The sequence below is a fragment of the Paenibacillus polysaccharolyticus genome (assembly GCF_900102085.1).
GTDB lineage: Bacteria > Bacillota > Bacilli > Paenibacillales > Paenibacillaceae > Paenibacillus > Paenibacillus polysaccharolyticus.
On the sequence record NZ_FMVM01000009.1, the window covers coordinates 243,503 to 259,042 of the forward strand.

At 46.6% G+C, this 15,540-nt stretch carries 17 protein-coding genes; 4 read left to right on the top strand and 13 right to left on the bottom strand.

The features are described 5' to 3' along the window. Positions 1 to 65: 65 nt before the first annotated feature. The 5 genes from BLQ13_RS14570 to BLQ13_RS14590 form a co-directional block, all read right to left on the bottom strand. Positions 66 to 341 (bottom strand): WXG100 family type VII secretion target, encoded by a 276-nt coding sequence (locus tag BLQ13_RS14570; protein ID WP_090921054.1) that lies wholly within the window; start codon positions 339 to 341, stop codon positions 66 to 68. A gap of 182 nt (positions 342 to 523) precedes the next feature. Then, a complete protein-coding gene (locus BLQ13_RS14575) occupies positions 524 to 1,072 on the bottom strand; it encodes a WXG100 family type VII secretion target (RefSeq protein ID WP_090921056.1) in 549 nt (182 codons plus the stop codon). 6 nt (positions 1,073 to 1,078) lie between these two features. Further along, entirely contained in the window at positions 1,079 to 1,909 is an 831-nt protein-coding gene (locus BLQ13_RS14580; protein WP_090921057.1) for a hypothetical protein, read from the bottom strand. A gap of 16 nt (positions 1,910 to 1,925) precedes the next feature. After that, positions 1,926 to 5,930: a type VII secretion protein EssC gene (gene essC / locus BLQ13_RS14585; protein WP_090921059.1), complete on the bottom strand. Its 4,005-nt coding sequence runs from the start codon at positions 5,928 to 5,930 to the stop codon at positions 1,926 to 1,928. A 54-nt stretch (positions 5,931 to 5,984) separates the two neighbouring features. Beyond that, positions 5,985 to 6,305 (bottom strand): hypothetical protein, encoded by a 321-nt coding sequence (locus tag BLQ13_RS14590; RefSeq protein ID WP_090921061.1) that lies wholly within the window; start codon positions 6,303 to 6,305, stop codon positions 5,985 to 5,987. 419 nt (positions 6,306 to 6,724) lie between these two features. On the opposite strand from BLQ13_RS14590, the gene BLQ13_RS14595 reads away from it, so the two are divergent. Further along, complete coding sequence (locus BLQ13_RS14595; RefSeq protein ID WP_090921063.1) at positions 6,725 to 6,964, top strand: hypothetical protein; 240 nt, start codon at positions 6,725 to 6,727, stop codon at positions 6,962 to 6,964. 105 nt (positions 6,965 to 7,069) lie between these two features. On the opposite strand, the gene BLQ13_RS28545 is transcribed toward BLQ13_RS14595, so the two are convergent. The 6 genes from BLQ13_RS28545 to BLQ13_RS14620 all read right to left on the bottom strand — a co-directional run bounded on the left by BLQ13_RS28545 (position 7,070) and on the right by BLQ13_RS14620 (position 12,165). Further along, a complete protein-coding gene (locus BLQ13_RS28545) occupies positions 7,070 to 7,222 on the bottom strand; it encodes a hypothetical protein (RefSeq protein WP_167375738.1) in 153 nt (50 codons plus the stop codon). A gap of 246 nt (positions 7,223 to 7,468) precedes the next feature. After that, positions 7,469 to 8,950, bottom strand: coding sequence for an aldehyde dehydrogenase family protein (locus BLQ13_RS14600; RefSeq protein ID WP_090921065.1), 1,482 nt, complete (start codon positions 8,948 to 8,950; stop codon positions 7,469 to 7,471). Between the two features lie 74 nt (positions 8,951 to 9,024). Beyond that, the gene (locus BLQ13_RS14605; RefSeq protein WP_090921067.1) at positions 9,025 to 9,543 is read right to left on the bottom strand and encodes a GNAT family N-acetyltransferase; all 519 of its coding nucleotides are present in this window, start codon (positions 9,541 to 9,543) and stop codon (positions 9,025 to 9,027) included. 34 nt (positions 9,544 to 9,577) lie between these two features. Continuing rightward, entirely contained in the window at positions 9,578 to 9,916 is a 339-nt protein-coding gene (locus tag BLQ13_RS14610) for a L,D-transpeptidase (RefSeq protein WP_090921069.1), read from the bottom strand. A 57-nt stretch (positions 9,917 to 9,973) separates the two neighbouring features. Then, positions 9,974 to 11,068 carry a ribosome small subunit-dependent GTPase A gene (gene rsgA / locus BLQ13_RS14615; protein WP_090921071.1) on the bottom strand — a complete coding sequence of 365 codons (1,095 nt, stop codon included), beginning with the start codon at positions 11,066 to 11,068 and terminating at the stop codon, positions 9,974 to 9,976. A gap of 503 nt (positions 11,069 to 11,571) precedes the next feature. Beyond that, positions 11,572 to 12,165 carry a DUF2087 domain-containing protein gene (locus tag BLQ13_RS14620; RefSeq protein WP_090921073.1) on the bottom strand — a complete coding sequence of 198 codons (594 nt, stop codon included), beginning with the start codon at positions 12,163 to 12,165 and terminating at the stop codon, positions 11,572 to 11,574. Positions 12,166 to 12,344: 179 nt separating this feature from the next. On the opposite strand from BLQ13_RS14620, the gene BLQ13_RS14625 reads away from it, so the two are divergent. The 3 genes from BLQ13_RS14625 (at position 12,345) to BLQ13_RS14635 (ending at position 14,536) form a co-directional block, all read left to right on the top strand. Beyond that, a complete protein-coding gene (locus BLQ13_RS14625) occupies positions 12,345 to 13,385 on the top strand; it encodes a YpdA family putative bacillithiol disulfide reductase (protein WP_244159320.1) in 1,041 nt (346 codons plus the stop codon). A 5-nt stretch (positions 13,386 to 13,390) separates the two neighbouring features. After that, on the top strand, positions 13,391 to 13,834 hold the full coding sequence (locus BLQ13_RS14630; RefSeq protein ID WP_090921075.1) for a DUF441 domain-containing protein: 444 nt from the start codon (positions 13,391 to 13,393) through the stop codon (positions 13,832 to 13,834). Between the two features lie 189 nt (positions 13,835 to 14,023). Further along, positions 14,024 to 14,536 carry an ADP-heptose synthase gene (locus BLQ13_RS14635; protein WP_090921076.1) on the top strand — a complete coding sequence of 171 codons (513 nt, stop codon included), beginning with the start codon at positions 14,024 to 14,026 and terminating at the stop codon, positions 14,534 to 14,536. 102 nt (positions 14,537 to 14,638) lie between these two features. Here the strand turns inward: BLQ13_RS14635 and BLQ13_RS14640 are convergent, their stop codons facing one another. Continuing rightward, positions 14,639 to 15,088 (bottom strand): NUDIX domain-containing protein, encoded by a 450-nt coding sequence (locus BLQ13_RS14640; protein WP_090921078.1) that lies wholly within the window; start codon positions 15,086 to 15,088, stop codon positions 14,639 to 14,641. A gap of 62 nt (positions 15,089 to 15,150) precedes the next feature. Beyond that, positions 15,151 to 15,447, bottom strand: coding sequence for a HesB/YadR/YfhF family protein (locus BLQ13_RS14645; protein ID WP_090921080.1), 297 nt, complete (start codon positions 15,445 to 15,447; stop codon positions 15,151 to 15,153). Between the last annotated feature and the right edge of the window lie 93 nt (positions 15,448 to 15,540).

Genomic DNA, 15,540 nt, shown 5'->3' on the forward strand with positions numbered 1-15,540 from the left:
TTGATGCCCGCATATGGCCAGGACGATGAAAATTATCAAATCGTCTGGACCTATGTAAGAGCAGATTAACGAGATTGGTCTGCTGTGCGGAATTTAGTCGCGATTGCTGAAAGTTCTACACTAATGCTATTCAACGTTTGAACGAAGGATTGCATTTGTTTGCTAGCTTCCTGGAACTCTTGGAAGAAACGTTGCTTCGTCATACCTTCCCATTGTCCTTCCATGCTTGTGATGGATTGAGTCAATGAAGATACGATTTGTTGACTTTGTTCTCCACTTTGTTTGAATTGGTTTGAAACCTGATCCAGTTGTTCTGGGGTAACTAAAATACGTCCTGCCATTGTTAAATTCCTCCTTGATGTGTGCAATTAAATTTGTTTGTTCAAATTGTACTATACAAGGATCATTCGGACAAAAGCCGAAGGACCTAATCCTATTTACCCCATTTTTAGCATATGAAACTTCAACTAACAGACTATTTACAATTTATTTAACGTGCAGTTGTACTACATTTGGTAGGCCGCTATGAAACTACAGGTTCAGTTCCTCTTCTTTCTCGAAAAGAAGGGTCTCTGAATCTCCATGAAACAGGCTCAGGCTGTGTAGCCTGAACAAGGGTTGCCGGAGAACCATCAGGTGGAGCACTATCCTGTATCCGATACACAGCCGCCATAGCGGAAAGCGGGTCGGATACAACAGCTACATCAGCAGCATGCGCAGGCAGGATATCGCCATCGCGGCTACTCTGAAGAACATTCAGCATATTGACCGCATTGCCATAGGCCACATTGACATGACTCAGCACGGAACGATATTCCATGTCTGCTTGTTGGAATAACAATGCCTTGCGCCCGAGCTGTACACTTAAGTCCATCAAACGACGAAGGGCTTCCTCACCCAGCCGTTTACTACGATTCCATTCGCTCATCACCGCTGCACGGGACTCGATATCCCAATCCAGCGAATGTATCGCCTGATCCAACACTGTCATTTTTTGCTGTATTTGCTCCGCTGCATACTGAATCTGCCTGCTCAGTGCCCGAAGCACATCCGGTTCCACACGAATGCGCATTTACCATCACCTTTCCTCTTCCCCTGCAGGCTGTTTAAGCCAGTCCAGCAGCATTTCGTGAAACTGTTCTTTTGTTGTGAGCGCTGCAACGAGCCAGTCATCCGAAGCCGCCGTGCTCATTCGGAATAACCAGTTGGAGGCTGCACTCGCGGTAAATGCCGCCGATTGTGACTGCCAGCCCTCCTGTCCCCATACAAGCAATCTGAGCTCTCCGTCAGATTGCTTGCCTACCAGACAACGTGCTAATGCCAGTGAACCTTCAGGATCATTCGTTTCCTGTGAGAGCTCATCAGCCACGGTTTGTACTTCATACCCCTTCAATCCGTTCATGACATCATAAAACTTTTTCTTGGAACACATCAGTGCCGGTTTATCCACTGGAGAATGGCCGCTCCACCTCATCCGCTCAATCAGAACATCAATGGCTTCACGAACATTACCCAAGTCACTTAGACGGAACGAATCGGGGACATCCGTAGCGCGGGCTACTTCAACGACCCGTTCATCCGTGCAGTGTATATAACTTTCCTGCGACTTCCCGTCAATCGTATAACGGAGCCAGCACGCTCTGTCGGATAATCCGGCAATGGCTACTCTGGAAAAAACGGTTGGTGTCATGATCAGCTCATTGGTATCTTGATCCTGAATCAAGTAGCCTTTGTCTAGCAAAGAGGTTTTGACACGCTCCCATTCCATGGCAATATCTTCTGCCATATAACCTCGGAAAGGGTCTTCCACGCCGAGCAATCGATCTGAACCGAGAATACCAGCCAGGAAAAATAGTTCCTTAATCTGTAACGTGACTACCTTTTGCTTAGAATCATGAACCGTCAACATTATGAGCCACCTCCCCTCAAACTACAACATGCCATCGGTCACGAATTTCTGAAATCCAATTATTCATTTTCCAGCTGCTATCGCATGGAACTGCACCTTTAACCCTGGAATATTTGCGTTTTATATAATAACCTTGACCCGGTGGCAGTACCTTCAGCCCACCTGCGGTACCCCCGGATTCCGAATAAGGTATACGGAAGAACGAGAGATCATTAGGGTCCAAAGTCCCGAACAACAATCCGCTTTGGGATGCTTTTACATCACTTACCCAATCCGAACCGAACGTCGGAAAATCCGCCGGAACGCCTGAGAGAATCACATGAATGCCTCTGTCTCTGCCCTGACGAACAATAACACCGAGTTGATCTTTGATATTAAAATCGGTGAGCTGTTTGGACAAGGTGTCCGCATCATCCACGACAAGTACGATTTCGGGTCCTCCGGTAATCTCACCACGTTTTAGAACTTCATCGTACAACTCCTGAATGACAGGCGCAAGCAATTCTTCCCTCGATACGTGTCCACGGACATGGGGCAAACTGCTGATTTCACCTAATCCACCTGACCCATACCTCATATCTACCGTGTATATTTGCACATCCTCAGGTGAAGCATGGTAGGCCAGTGATAACATCCAGGTTTGCAAGAAAGTCGTTTTACCGCCTTCCATCGGACTGGTCACCATAAAGTGCGGCCCTTCACGCAGGTTAAGTTCAAACGGCTCCAAATCATCCGTTAGAAGACCTACAGGTACATTTACCGTTGAAGTTCCCCCTACGTTGCCGAAGGTACCTGTACGAACAAGCAAATCTTTAAGCTTGATTTCTTCCGGTAATGGCGCAATCTGTGGCGTTTCCTCACCCGTCCAGCCTTGACGAATCTCTGTAATTGCCCTCCGTAAAGCGGCAGATCGTTCACCCTCGTCCGCTCCTGAAGATGGCAGAGCAGCCTGAAACATCAGCGGAGGGACTTGTCCCTTCACTAGACCTCGGCCAGGAGGCAGCTGGCTTGGCGCCTTGGAAGGCCGCCCTACAGCATAATAATAATCACTTGGATCAGAGAGCTCAAATGAAACAGCATTTTGAATATTACTTCTGAATTTTTCGAAAATATCAGTGACCCGATTCGCGGTCAGCACAAAGGTAATACCTAAACTTCCGCCTTCTCGCAAAATGGTCTCGAGCGATTCATTCTCATCCGGGTAAGCATTACGGAAAGACATATATCCGTCAATAACCACAATAATCTGTGGAACTGTAGCATGAGCCGTACGACGATAAGCCGAAATCGTTTTAACCCCGGCCTCCGAGATCATATCTTTGCGCTGCGCCGAGATTTTCAGAATGTAACGGAACAAACGCTTGATCCGGTCTTCCTCCTCGGCCATCATCACGCCACCGATCTGCGGAAGCCCAGCGAAGTCTTTCATCATACGTCCCATATCAATAATGTATCCGTTCCACGGCTCTGTGCGCTCCGTACGGGCAAGAGACATCAATAACGTTTGAACAAAAGTCGTTTTGCCAAGTCCAGGCATTCCGTATACGACAAGGTGCCCTTGATCCACAGGCAATGCCAGCGGCAACTGACGCTGATTCGGAAGATCATCCAGCATACCCACCAAAGGTTTGAGACCACTCGCCCCATCATCAAGCAGAGATTCTCTTTTCTCCTTCTGCTTCCAGTCGTGAAGACCGTCCAGTTCGAGTATCTCTGGCAGCGGAGGCAACCAAGGTCCAGGCAAACGTTCTATGCCGGCTTCTGTAGCAGCCTTTGCCACATAATCAATGAACACTTGCAACTGTTTCGGCACATCCTCTCCCTTGAGAACAGCTCTTCGCTCTCCTGTCAGCAGTGGTTCACGTTTGCCGTTCAGACGTACTTCCATTACAGGCAGTACCGTTGTTGAATCCTCCTGCTGATTATAAGGTGCGCCGCTCCAGGCAAATTGCATTTCTTCAAAGACTTCGTCACTGCCGACCTGAAAATAACCTCGGCCAGGCTTCGTAATCCATGCAGCATTCGGAATTTTTATCATATCTCTGCTGTCTCCCTCGCTCTGAACACGAAGACAGATACGGAAACGAGAGTTACTCCAAATTTTATCATCCACGACTCCCGCAGGTTTTTGGGTTGCGAGAATTAAATGAACACCCAGTGTCCGGCCGATCGCCGCAATACTGATCAACTCATCCATAAATTCCGGCTGGTCACGTTTCAGTTGAGCAAACTCATCTATGATAATTACAAGATGCGGCAGTGGTTGTTCGTGTCTTGAACGCAAAATTTTGTAGTACTCATCAATATGTTGCAGGTTGCCCGCATCATTTAAAATCTTCTGTCTTCTCACCAGTTCAGCGCGAAGAGAAACATTGGCACGTTCAATAAGATTACCATCCAGATTCGTAATGGTACCTACAACATGCGGTAGATCGACAAAGGTATTAGACATACCTCCGCCCTTATAGTCGATCAGCATGAAAGCAAGATCATGTGGATGGAACTCGGCTGCCAGTGAAGCAACAATAGACTGAATAACCTCACTCTTACCTGAGCCTGTTGTACCCGCAATCAAACCATGGGGACCATGCCCTTGCCGCTCGATTTTATCGTGCAGATTAATAGCTATTTTTTTACCACCAGCTCTTACCCCCATAGGTACAGGCAGTGTGTCCGGATATCTGGTTTGCCCCCAGCGGGAGACAACATCCAGATCCTCCACACGTGAAGTGCTGAGCATATCGAATAGTGGCAACACTTGCGGGATCTCCGAAGCGGAGGAACGCTTCAGACGAATCGGTGACATATAACGGGATAACGCCTCTGCCATCTCCTTGGAGATCACATCCGGTTTATAGGTCTGCGAGACGACATCCGCATCTTCCGTCTTTTTGATGTACACTCCTTTGCCTTTGGAAGCCTCCATAATTAACTGGCAGTGCATAGGAAGGGATTGTTTGCGGTTCGCCAGCACAATCGTGCATACATCAATCTCTTGCGCAGCCTCCAGCAGTAGTGGAAGTAGAGGTTCTTCTTCGATCAGTTGCGTATCCGACAGAATAATAACATAACAAGGAGTTTGCACCGCTTTTTTGTAGCGATCTTCCTTGTTATTACGACGGCGGTTCAACACGGAAAACAAGCTGTCCGCCAATTGATGCGCACTGCTGTGCCTGTCGGCCATATATCGCTGTCCTTGATCCTCATCCCAAATATGAGGCAACCAGCGGAGCCATTCCCACTCCTTGGTATCCTTTTCTTCATAAAATGCAGCAAGTTTCAGTTCATCCGGTGAGTGCCTCACCGTAAGCTGTGAGACGATAACACGTAGCGAAGCCATCACTTCTTCCCGATCCCCGACCAGACCCATGACCTTGGATTCGAATAGAGGCAGGGTTATCGTGGCGTCGGGCACGGTCTGAAATTCCGCAGCGAGCCCATGTGCGGCCTCAATCAACTCATCCTTTTCATATCCATCAATACGCGGTACCTGAAGTTTGATGCGAAACGGAATCTCTCCTGTACCGATACGTACCTGTAAAAAATCGTCATCTTCCGGGGAACGCTCCCAAAGCGAGCTGTTTCGGTTCTTGACAATTTGCAGGCAAACGGATGGATCGCCATGGATTTCATGCAGGCTCTTCACTTGCTCCGCCTGTGCTTCCTTCAATTCTTCACGATGTTTATCCAGCTGTGCAAGATACATCGCTTTACGTTCCTCGATCTTTTTGCGATATGATTTTTTATTGCTGAGATATACAAAGAACGGAATGGTGTACGATGTAAGCATCATCATAACCGTCATCATCTGGAACATCATATAATTGCTGTTATTCATTTTGCCAGTCATATTAATGTACACGTAGAAACCGATGCTGACCATCGTCATCATCACGGGAACCACGATTGAAATCATGGAAAATGTAGGTTTGTTCGGTTCTGCAGGCGGCCTGAGAATTTCGAGGCTCTCTTCCTTCAAAACCGGTGTCATTCTCGGAGAACGCTGATATAACACATTCACGAAGAAAAGACCTCCTTTTAGTCGTTCAATTAATGAATGATACGCCACAGAGCGTCATTCGTTGCTCTCCTGCTGAAATAATGAGCGTCTCCCGTAGATGGGTGCCTCTTCAGAAGTCGTTGAAAAAGCCCGCTGTACACGCACACAGCTTCCCTGACGTAGCCCCGTCTCCATTAGCTGCTGGGCGTTCTGGGGGGTAAACCATAGTCCCTCAGGAAATTTAGCTTCCAAAATATACTGAATGCCATCCCCCGGCGCCTGTCCGAATATTCGTACACCGAGCAACGTCTTCAGGTGTTCAATGGTGCATTCATCCGGAACCTCAATGTCGAACCATTCGCCTTCCTCCCGGCCGGAATACACGGTTAGAATCATGTGAAGCCCTCCCAAGGTCTCATATGTAAATTGTCCTAATGTCAGATTAAATCAAAAAAATGCGAGTGAAACGGTATTCCATCCTATTTTCTTATATAAAACCCTTGTTTGCAACGTATTCGCTGTAATTTTGTTACATATGACCCACGTTTATATTAAAATATCGTCCATTTGACTCAGAACTTTTGTGTCATTGTTTGGTAAAAAAATTGCAATGATGCGAAACTATCGCTGTGATTTCCATTTAATAGAAAAAGAAAGAAGAGATTCGGGACTTTTATTCCTTCGTCCACAATTGAATTGTGAACACTTTTCAAACTTTATCCACCTTTATGTTTTCATAAGCTGATTTTAAGGTAATTTTAAGCATTGGTATTTAATATTACCTGTATGAAATAACTCTCGTGAGGTGATTTCAAGTGAGAACTCTAATAACTTTTCAAGACAAATCAATCCCTGTATATTTTAATCAAGAAAACAAACAACCTGTGCAAAAAACATTAAGATTGCTTAGCAGTGCTCTTGAGCATAAGATCAGTAATGGTAAACGCGCTTTGCAAAAATGTCTGCACTCTTTGATTAGTATTGAAATTGTTGGCGGCGAAGCTATTCTTCATAGCCGCAGCGAAAATGACTCTCTTGCTCTATCGTTATATTGAAGAAGAGTCCAGTAACCTTCGTTTATGCGTTACCATGAAAAAGGAAGCTTCCCTATAAAGGACAAGCTTCCTTTTTGACGTGGTTTTGGGCATATCCGCACCCTCTTATTTCAGCTTTTCCAACACGTAAGCCGCATCATGTTCTTCTGCAAACTCAGCTTTTCGTATTCGAATGACAAACAATCTAACCAAATTTTCTCGTGTATGTTCTTCCTGACAGGTATTTATTTTCCTTAAAATAAAGCGGTCAATGGACATAAGTTCCAAGCCCCTTTGCCATGATTTTTACGGAGTACTTCGTCCCGTGTATCCATAAATAACCAGATCAGAAGTTGCCCAAACAGCTTTTTCATTCGATTGAGAGTGTTATTTGCATCCGTTGTAAAATGATGCAAAAGCCCGTCCCAATATCGCTCAGACGGGCTTCATGCACCTCCTGTCGCTTCATCGCGAACCGACTCGGATAAACCACGGACTACATCTCTCTATTCATGCATATTCGACTTAGTTCACGCCCGGATACTCCCGAAATTGATGTTGTAGACTGATCCAGCGTGTACGTGTGAATTTATCAATCGCCCAGTCTCCGCCAAAACGACCTATGCCTGACGATTTCTCTCCGCCAAACATGACATGTGCTTCATCATTCACCGATTGATCGTTGACATGTACCATACCCGATTCAATCTGCCCTGCCACCCGGTACCCCCGCTCCAGATTGGCCGTAAATACAGAGCCACTCAGACCATAAGGAGTATCATTAGCCAGCCCAATAGCATCCTGCTCATCTGTAGCTTTCATAATGATAGCTACTGGTCCGAACAGCTCCTGCTGTACAATCTCCTGCTCGCGTTGGACATCCGCAAGCACGGTTGGCATAAGCACACTTTCCTGATGTGTTCCGCCAAGCACTAATTGCGCGCCTTCCTCTTTAGCCTGCTGTACGAGCTCTAGAAGCCGTTCCACTTCTTTCTTTCGGATTAGGGGACCTACCAGTGTTTTCTCGTCAGCCGGATCACCGGCATGTATGTTTTTCGTTTTGTTAACAAAGGATTGAACAAACCGATCGTAAATATCTTCGTGTACGATAATACGGTTTAGCGCCATGCAAATCTGACCCTGATGCAGGAACTTTCCGAATACAGCAGCCTGAGCCGCATGCTCAACATCCGCATCATCCAGAACGATCATCGCATTGTTGCCGCCGAGTTCCAGTGCAGTTTCTTTGAGATGCTCACCGGCGAGTTTACCAATGCCCCTACCCACTTCTGTAGAACCCGTAAATGAAATGACTTTAGGAATGGGATGTGTGACAAAATAATCCCCAATCTCGCTGCCACTTCCGGCGACTACATTTAATACCCCCTCTGGCAGACCCGCTTGTTCAAACAGATCCGCAATCAGCCATCCTGCTGTAATCGGTGTATCTGAAGCGGGTTTAATCACCACACCGTTGCCGAGTGCGATTGCGGGTGCGACGGAACGCAAACATAGATGTAGCGGAAAATTCCATGGTCCAATAACGCCGATAACCCCTTTGGGCTCACGGACTACCCGATTTTCTTTGCCCGGCGTATTGGACGGAAGCAGTTCGCCTTTCATTCGAAAAGGAAATGAAGCCGATTCATCCACAATACGTTTCGCTGCGGCAAATTCTGCTTCAGCTTTGATGCGTGTGCTACCGGATTCCGTAATGAGTAGCTGTATAATCTCATCTTTTCGTTCTTCCATTAAAGATGAGACCTTACGAAGCACCCCTTCCTTAACGGAAGGCAACGTTGCTTTCCATTCCACCGAACTCTTTTGCGCAGACTTATAAGCCTGATCTATATCCTCTGGACTGGAAGAACGCCAGGTCGCGATCACTTCACCCGTATACGGATTCATGTTTTCAATCGTTTTCTCGCCTGAGCCTTCCACCCATTTACCTGAAATGAACTGTTTAGTCCATGTCGCCGATTTATGTTGGTTATCTACTAAAGTCATTACACAAGCCTCCGATCTTCAGATTAGAATGTACATTAAAAAAACGATGTCTCATTCATTAACCTTGTTCGAAGTTAGGCAAACGGAGTTAGATCAGGCCAACCATACGCGACTTCCTCCAGATCTTCATCCCCGATACGAATCGACTGTGTATGAACAGGTATACCACCCATTTTTTCATAAAAACGACACGCCGGGTTTTGCTCCAAAGCCCAAATCATCATATTATCAATCTTGCATGTCTGGAGGTGCTGAACCACCTGCTTCACAAGTTGTCTGCCTATTCCAGAATTTTGATGAGACTGGAGCAGATAAATGGCGTACAACTCGCCATCATAGGGTAGTTGACCTTCGCGTTCCTTACCTCCACAGGCAAAACCGACAATTTCCCCCTCTTCATCCTCGGCGACGATCAAAATCTGATCATTTTCGCTAGCGCGTAACTGCTGCTCCCACTGAGCTAATCGTGATTCTGTAGTCAAAAGATGCAAAACGTGATCTGGCACAATTCCGCGGTATGTCGTTTTCCAGCTCTCTGTATGTACGTATGCGATCCCCCTCGCATCCCCTTCACGTGCTAACCTGATATGCATAGCTTCGCCCCCTTTTCAAAAAAGAATATCCGGCCTATGGCCGGATCGTAACTCGGGTTCCCACGGATACCTTTGAGGACAAATCCAGCACGTCTGAATTGTACATCCGAATGCAGCCATGTGATACGGACTTGCCAATCGACGATGGTTCGTTGGTTCCATGAATACCATAATGGGGTTTGGACAGGCCCATCCAGAGCACACCGAAAGGCCCTCCAGGATTCTCTTGTTTGTTGACAATGGTGAACTCTCCGCTTGGAGTGCTGGTCAGCATTTTACCTGTGGCTACCGGATAACCTTTCACAACTTGATCTCCATCTAGCAGATATAACATATGGTCGGACAAGTCCACGATGATTCTGTAATTCGGCATCACGACATCCCTCCTGCCTTATCCTATGCAAGACAAATACGGATGCCCCGCCTCATATCAGTCCTGTTCCCAATCTTTGGCCCGATGGGCATGCTTGGCTTTGCGTGTTTTTACCGGTTTGCTTGAAGCTGTCCTTTTGCGCGAAGCCACCTCCTCCTTGCGCCGCTGATACTGCATTTCTTTCTGCATCTTGAGGAAGTTATTCAGCCTCTTCTCATCCAGCTCACCGTTTGCAATGGCCTCTTTAACTGCACAGCCCTCTTCCTTCGTATGACTGCAATCCATAAATCTGCACGCGCCAGACAGCTCTTCAATCTCTCCAAATGCCTGTGAAAGACCTTCTTCTCCTTCGTCCCAAAGATGAAGTTCACGCATGCCCGGCGTATCGATCAAGACAGCTCCCTGTGGTAATACAAACATCTCCCGATGTGTCGTTGTATGTCTGCCACGGCTGTCCCCTTCACGCACGGATTGCGTAATCTGAACATCCTTGCCCATCATCCAGTTGACCAGTGTGGACTTACCACTTCCGGAGGAACCTGTGAGCGCTACAGTTGCACCTGGTTTCAGATAGGTTTCCAGCATTTCCTTCCCTTGTCCTTCGATTGCCGAAATTGCCAGTACCTCCACGCCTGGTGCAATACCCTCCACTTCACGGATTCGTCCCTGCACATCATCACACAGATCACTTTTACTCAGGACGATAACCGGTCTTACTCCCCCGTTCCAAGCCATTAACACATATCTTTCAAGTCTTCTGAGGTTAAAATCATGATTAAGCGCCGCAACGATCAGAAGGGTGTCTACGTTCGCTGCAATCAATTGTTCTTTCGTTACCGGGCCAGCGGCTTGCCTGGATACACGACTCTGACGTGGCAATACATGATGAATAATCACTTCCTCGCCCTGTTCTCCTGCCACAGCTACCCAATCGCCAACAGCAGGTGCAAGTCCTGTCTCCAAGTTGTCATGACGGAGTTTTCCTGACACTTTGCCCCAACATTCTCCATCCGCTGTGATCAGACGCTGCATATGTCCATGATCTGCAATAATTCGGGCAGGCCGTCTGGATTCCAAGCCCAACTGTTCCTCAGACCATCGTTTCTCCCATGCCGCAGACCAGCCATAATTCTCGATGCCCTTATTTTCCATACGTTGATTTAAAATAAAAATTCCTCCCAGATTGTTTATGATTCAGTTGAAGTGTGTTTAAATTCATTTTTTTCACGACACCATCCTGCATCTCCGATTACAGATCCAAACAAAAAAACCACGAGGTTGTTCACACCCGCGGCAATCCATAGTTATACGAATATGAGGTTGCCTCCACAGCATGTTGAATAACGGTCATCCTGTACTCCGTCCGTTATCCCAGCCCTGGAACTCCCCATATCAGCACACAAAAAAGCCACGGGTACGTCACCCGTGACTTTGTATGAAGGTCTTATCATCGCTCGCCAAAGTTGGATACTTCTATCCAGCTATAGCAAAATCGATGTACCTTGATCCGTTCCGGAGACGCTGTTCCTATTCAACTCCACGTATACTGCCGTTAGATTTGTCATGAACATCGCCTCCCTTGTAGAATATGCCATCATGTTACACAGTCTGTTGTGCATTTGTCAAGCCCATTGTTTTTTGTAGCTATTCTCTCTTTATTTCACTTGATCCCATCTCGTCCACATTTCTCGAGGGTTTAGTTCATACACTCCGTCTTCGCGGTACATGAACTGATGCATGATAAACTCCCGGCGAAGGGTTGCAAAATCCTCATGATATTCCTGAATAAACGTGTTGATTTCTTTCTCGCTGTACTTGCGTCCAGACTCTAATTGTTCAACCAGATATTCAAGCACAACCAGCTTTTTCTTGTACTGCGCAGGAATTTGGCGAAGCCGGCCATCCTTGGAAAAAAAGTTTCTCATGATAGACGCTTTCAGTGTTTCGTTCACATCTGTCATATCAGACTGCTCCTTTCTTTTGAAAATAAAATCAACTGAAGCCTGGGCATGTTCGCGAATGAACGAAGGGTTCAGGGTAAAATAAACCGTATTTTTCTCCCGTCGCTCTTGAATAAGCGCAGCTTCTCTCAGTTTGGCAGCATGATGAGTCACCGTCGGCTGAGACAAGTTAAGGCGCTCCGCCAGCGCTTGACCATGCAGTTCTCCTTCGGAAAGCAGCAAAAGCATCCGAAGGCGAGTAGGATCAGCCAAGGCTTTGTGATAGGCCACAATTTTCTCAAGCTGCATCAACATACACCTCACATTTAATTAGATGAATATCTAATTTGATACTAGTCTTTATTCATCTGGAAGTCAATTCAATTTATTTTTTGATTTTTCATCACATTGTGTTGCCTCGCAGAACTGGCATTGAAGTGTTATTTACGGTAGGATTATATTGCTTGTAATGAAGGAGGATTAAGAACATGGAAGATGTCATTATTATTGGCGGAGGCCCATGCGGTCTGTCCGCTGCCATTGAATGCGAGCGGGTAGGATTGTCCGCTGTCATTATTGAGAAACACAATATCGTACAATCCATCTATCTCTACCCAACTCACATGCAATTTTTCAGTACGGCGGAGTTGCTGGAGATCGGGAACGTGCCGTTCAGTTCGGCCAATGACAAGCCGTTTCGTTATGAAGCACTTGCCTATTATCGCAAAGTAGCCGAACATTTCGGCCTGCGTATTCATAATTATGAGGAAGCCCGTGAGATCCAGCGTAAGGAAGACGGCACCTTCGAAGTACATACGATTAATCGGCGTGGAGAAACCATCGTACATCAAGGGCGGCATGTCGTTGTGGCTACCGGCTATTTCGATCACCCGAATTACCTCGGCATTCCAGGTGAAGACAAGGATAAAGTCACGCATTACTTCCGCGAGGCACACCCATATACCAATACACGCGTGGCTATCATTGGTGGAAGTAACTCAGCGGTTGACGCCGCCATGGAGCTTGTCCGGGTTGGCGCTCATATTGATATGGTATACCGCGGTACAGGTCTGTCCGAGCATATTAAACCTTGGGTTCGCCCGTTATTTGAAAGTATGGTACAGAAAAACCGCATTACGCTTCATCTTGGTTCCCGTGTCAATGAAATCCTGGATGATTCCATTCGAATTGTGCATACAGATGGTTCGGAAAGCGAGCTTGAGAATGACTTCGTGCTCGCCATGACCGGCTTTCGACCTGACCGCCAATTGCTTGCTTCCATTGGAGCAGAGATGTCTGAGGATATGGATAAGCCACTGTACGATCCACAAACGATGGAAAGTAGTGTACCAGGCGTTTATGTGGGCGGTGTTATCGCTTCTGGGCGCAATGCCAATGAAGTATTCATTGAGTCAGGCCGCTGGCATGGACGGTACATTGCTGAACATATCATTAGCAAAACAGAACATACCATTGACAATTCAGAACATCGTGGCAGCAAAAATCATGCTCAGTCTGAGGAGCAATGAAATCCATGGATATGACCTCTCTCCTGTTGCTCGTGTTCGCAGCGCTTGGCATCATCAGCAGTAACACACCTGTAACTGTAGCGATGGTATTCCTGTTACTGCTTCGTGTACTTAATGTCAATCAAGCCTTTCCCTGGCTTGAAAAATACGGGCTCACACTGGGTATTATTATTCTGACAATCGGTGTCATGGCTCCTCTCGCCAGCGGTAAAATGAGCTTGCAGACCATAGGTGAATCGTTTCTGCACTGGAAGTCACTTCTCGCCATTGGCGTTGGTTTACTTGTGGCTTATCTGGGCGGTCGCGGCGCATCGCTGATGAGCACACAGCCAACAGTTGTGGCAGGCCTCTTGATCGGTACAGTTCTTGGCGTTGCCTTGTTCAAAGGTGTACCTGTCGGGCCTTTGATTGCAGCGGGCATCCTGTCCCTGCTTTTAGGTAAATCCTGAACCGTACGGTACGGTAATCGTGTATGCTTTTGCAAACTGGCTGTATTTCCCACCGCTCTGTGCTATACTTCTATTCATGCAAACCGATACATGAATTTTGCAACAGGGAATGGGCATCTTTCTCACCTTGTCAGATGAACTCATTCAGCACTTCACGACGTTTATCGTCCTCAGGAGGATTCAGGAACCATGTCACGTCCCTTTGTTACCGAAGCCGTGATGGTGGCTATTTACGGTCAATTGCTTGCGCCGCCGGCGCCTGTGGAATATATCGTTCCTTACACCACCATCCTTGAACTATATGAATTTCAGAGCAGTGCTGACCCCATGATGGATAATGCTACAGATGATCAGCATGTTAAAACCAAGATCAATGAATTAATCTCCTACTTTGAGGAGCCGTTAAATAAGAAAAAGATTGAGCGCGCCCTGGCGGTACCATGGGCAAAAAGCCCCGCCATTCTATTTGGTGATCAAGCCTCCATTACGATTGTTAACGCCATGGATACCGCCCAATATGGAGAATATTTTGATCCGATAGAGACGGAACTGATTCTCACTTCTCAGCGTCTGGGCATTCCAATCCTGACCGATCAAGTGGAGTTAATCGCCCGTATCATTGAGTCTGAATCACCTGTGCAGGTGTTCGATATTGATGATTTTGATTTTGCAATGGATGATGAGCCGCTGGATCAGGTATAATCCCGAGAACACATATACGAAAAAAATGCAAAAGACCTCAACTTTCACTGTATAGTGGCAGTCGAGGTCTTTTTCGAGTTCATGTACTTTTAGTGGCACGTATTACTTTAAGCCAGACTGTTCCAGTAGCGTTTGACTGATACTGTTCATCGGCGGCAGTGCATTCGGATCAAAAAACTTTAATCCCGCATCGCTGTTTACTCGCGCTTCCACAAGATGATCAAGAATAATTCGAGCCTTAAACAAGGCGATAACGTAATACTCCTCATCCCCGTTCGCATGCACTTGCCGCAATTCCGGTCCAGAGTATAATGATTCAAAGCTCATCGACTCCGTTGTCCAACCGGTTTCTTCCCAAAGTTCACGAAGTGCTGCTCCTTCAATCGTCTCTCCAGGGCGCATCTCTCCAACAGGTATTCGCCAATGCCCTTGTTCGGCATGCTGGATGAGCAGTAGCTCACCTTGATCATTCGCAGCCATTATGGCTGCTTTGACTACAATATTTGCACGTTTCGCAATATATTGCCCAATATCTCGTGTCGGCAGATCCACTCCTCATCCCTCCTTTTTAAAAAAAGACGGTGCTCGCGTTCCATTTATGGACTAATGTTTTATTACACTTCGGTATAACGATATTCAATATCCTGACCATCCTCTACAACATCTACATGCAACTGATGCCCTTTCAGATACCAGTAATCGCGATCTTCCATAAAAAATTGAATGCCGGAAACTTCCGTTTGATCCGCAGGATGTCTCGGTTTTTCAACGGCAATTCCCAAAGAAAATCCCGGATGAAGACCACCGCCAGAGCTGTAACGAGCAAAAAAGCGAATGCTGTCTCCTTCATTCAAGTTCAATTCTTCTTTGTACCAGCGGGCAGCTTGGTCGGATACATGTATGGTACTCATATGATGTCAGCTCCTTTTGTATATATATGTTACATCATATCGCTAGAGCGCCCTGAACACAAACCCTGCAAATCATACACAGGCATACGATCT

Bases quoted from the DNA above. Each gene is read 5' to 3' on its own strand.
- BLQ13_RS14625 (WP_244159320.1), top strand. From the start codon at position 12,345: ATGGAAGATGTCATTATTATTGGCGGAGGCCCATGCGGTCTGTCCGCT.
- BLQ13_RS14610 (WP_090921069.1), bottom strand. From the start codon at position 9,916: ATGCCGAATTACAGAATCATCGTGGACTTGTCCGACCATATGTTATAT.
- BLQ13_RS14580 (WP_090921057.1), bottom strand. From the start codon at position 1,909: ATGTTGACGGTTCATGATTCTAAGCAAAAGGTAGTCACGTTACAGATT.
- BLQ13_RS14600 (WP_090921065.1), bottom strand. From the start codon at position 8,950: ATGACTTTAGTAGATAACCAACATAAATCGGCGACATGGACTAAACAG.
- BLQ13_RS14630 (WP_090921075.1), top strand. From the start codon at position 13,391: ATGGATATGACCTCTCTCCTGTTGCTCGTGTTCGCAGCGCTTGGCATC.
- BLQ13_RS14575 (WP_090921056.1), bottom strand. From the start codon at position 1,072: ATGCGCATTCGTGTGGAACCGGATGTGCTTCGGGCACTGAGCAGGCAG.
- BLQ13_RS14605 (WP_090921067.1), bottom strand. From the start codon at position 9,543: ATGCATATCAGGTTAGCACGTGAAGGGGATGCGAGGGGGATCGCATAC.
- BLQ13_RS14620 (WP_090921073.1), bottom strand. From the start codon at position 12,165: ATGCAGCTTGAGAAAATTGTGGCCTATCACAAAGCCTTGGCTGATCCT.
- BLQ13_RS14590 (WP_090921061.1), bottom strand. From the start codon at position 6,305: ATGATTCTAACCGTGTATTCCGGCCGGGAGGAAGGCGAATGGTTCGAC.
- rsgA (WP_090921071.1), bottom strand. From the start codon at position 11,068: ATGGAAAATAAGGGCATCGAGAATTATGGCTGGTCTGCGGCATGGGAG.
- BLQ13_RS14645 (WP_090921080.1), bottom strand. From the start codon at position 15,447: ATGAGTACCATACATGTATCCGACCAAGCTGCCCGCTGGTACAAAGAA.
- BLQ13_RS14570 (WP_090921054.1), bottom strand. From the start codon at position 341: ATGGCAGGACGTATTTTAGTTACCCCAGAACAACTGGATCAGGTTTCA.
- BLQ13_RS28545 (WP_167375738.1), bottom strand. From the start codon at position 7,222: ATGTCCATTGACCGCTTTATTTTAAGGAAAATAAATACCTGTCAGGAA.
- BLQ13_RS14635 (WP_090921076.1), top strand. From the start codon at position 14,024: ATGTCACGTCCCTTTGTTACCGAAGCCGTGATGGTGGCTATTTACGGT.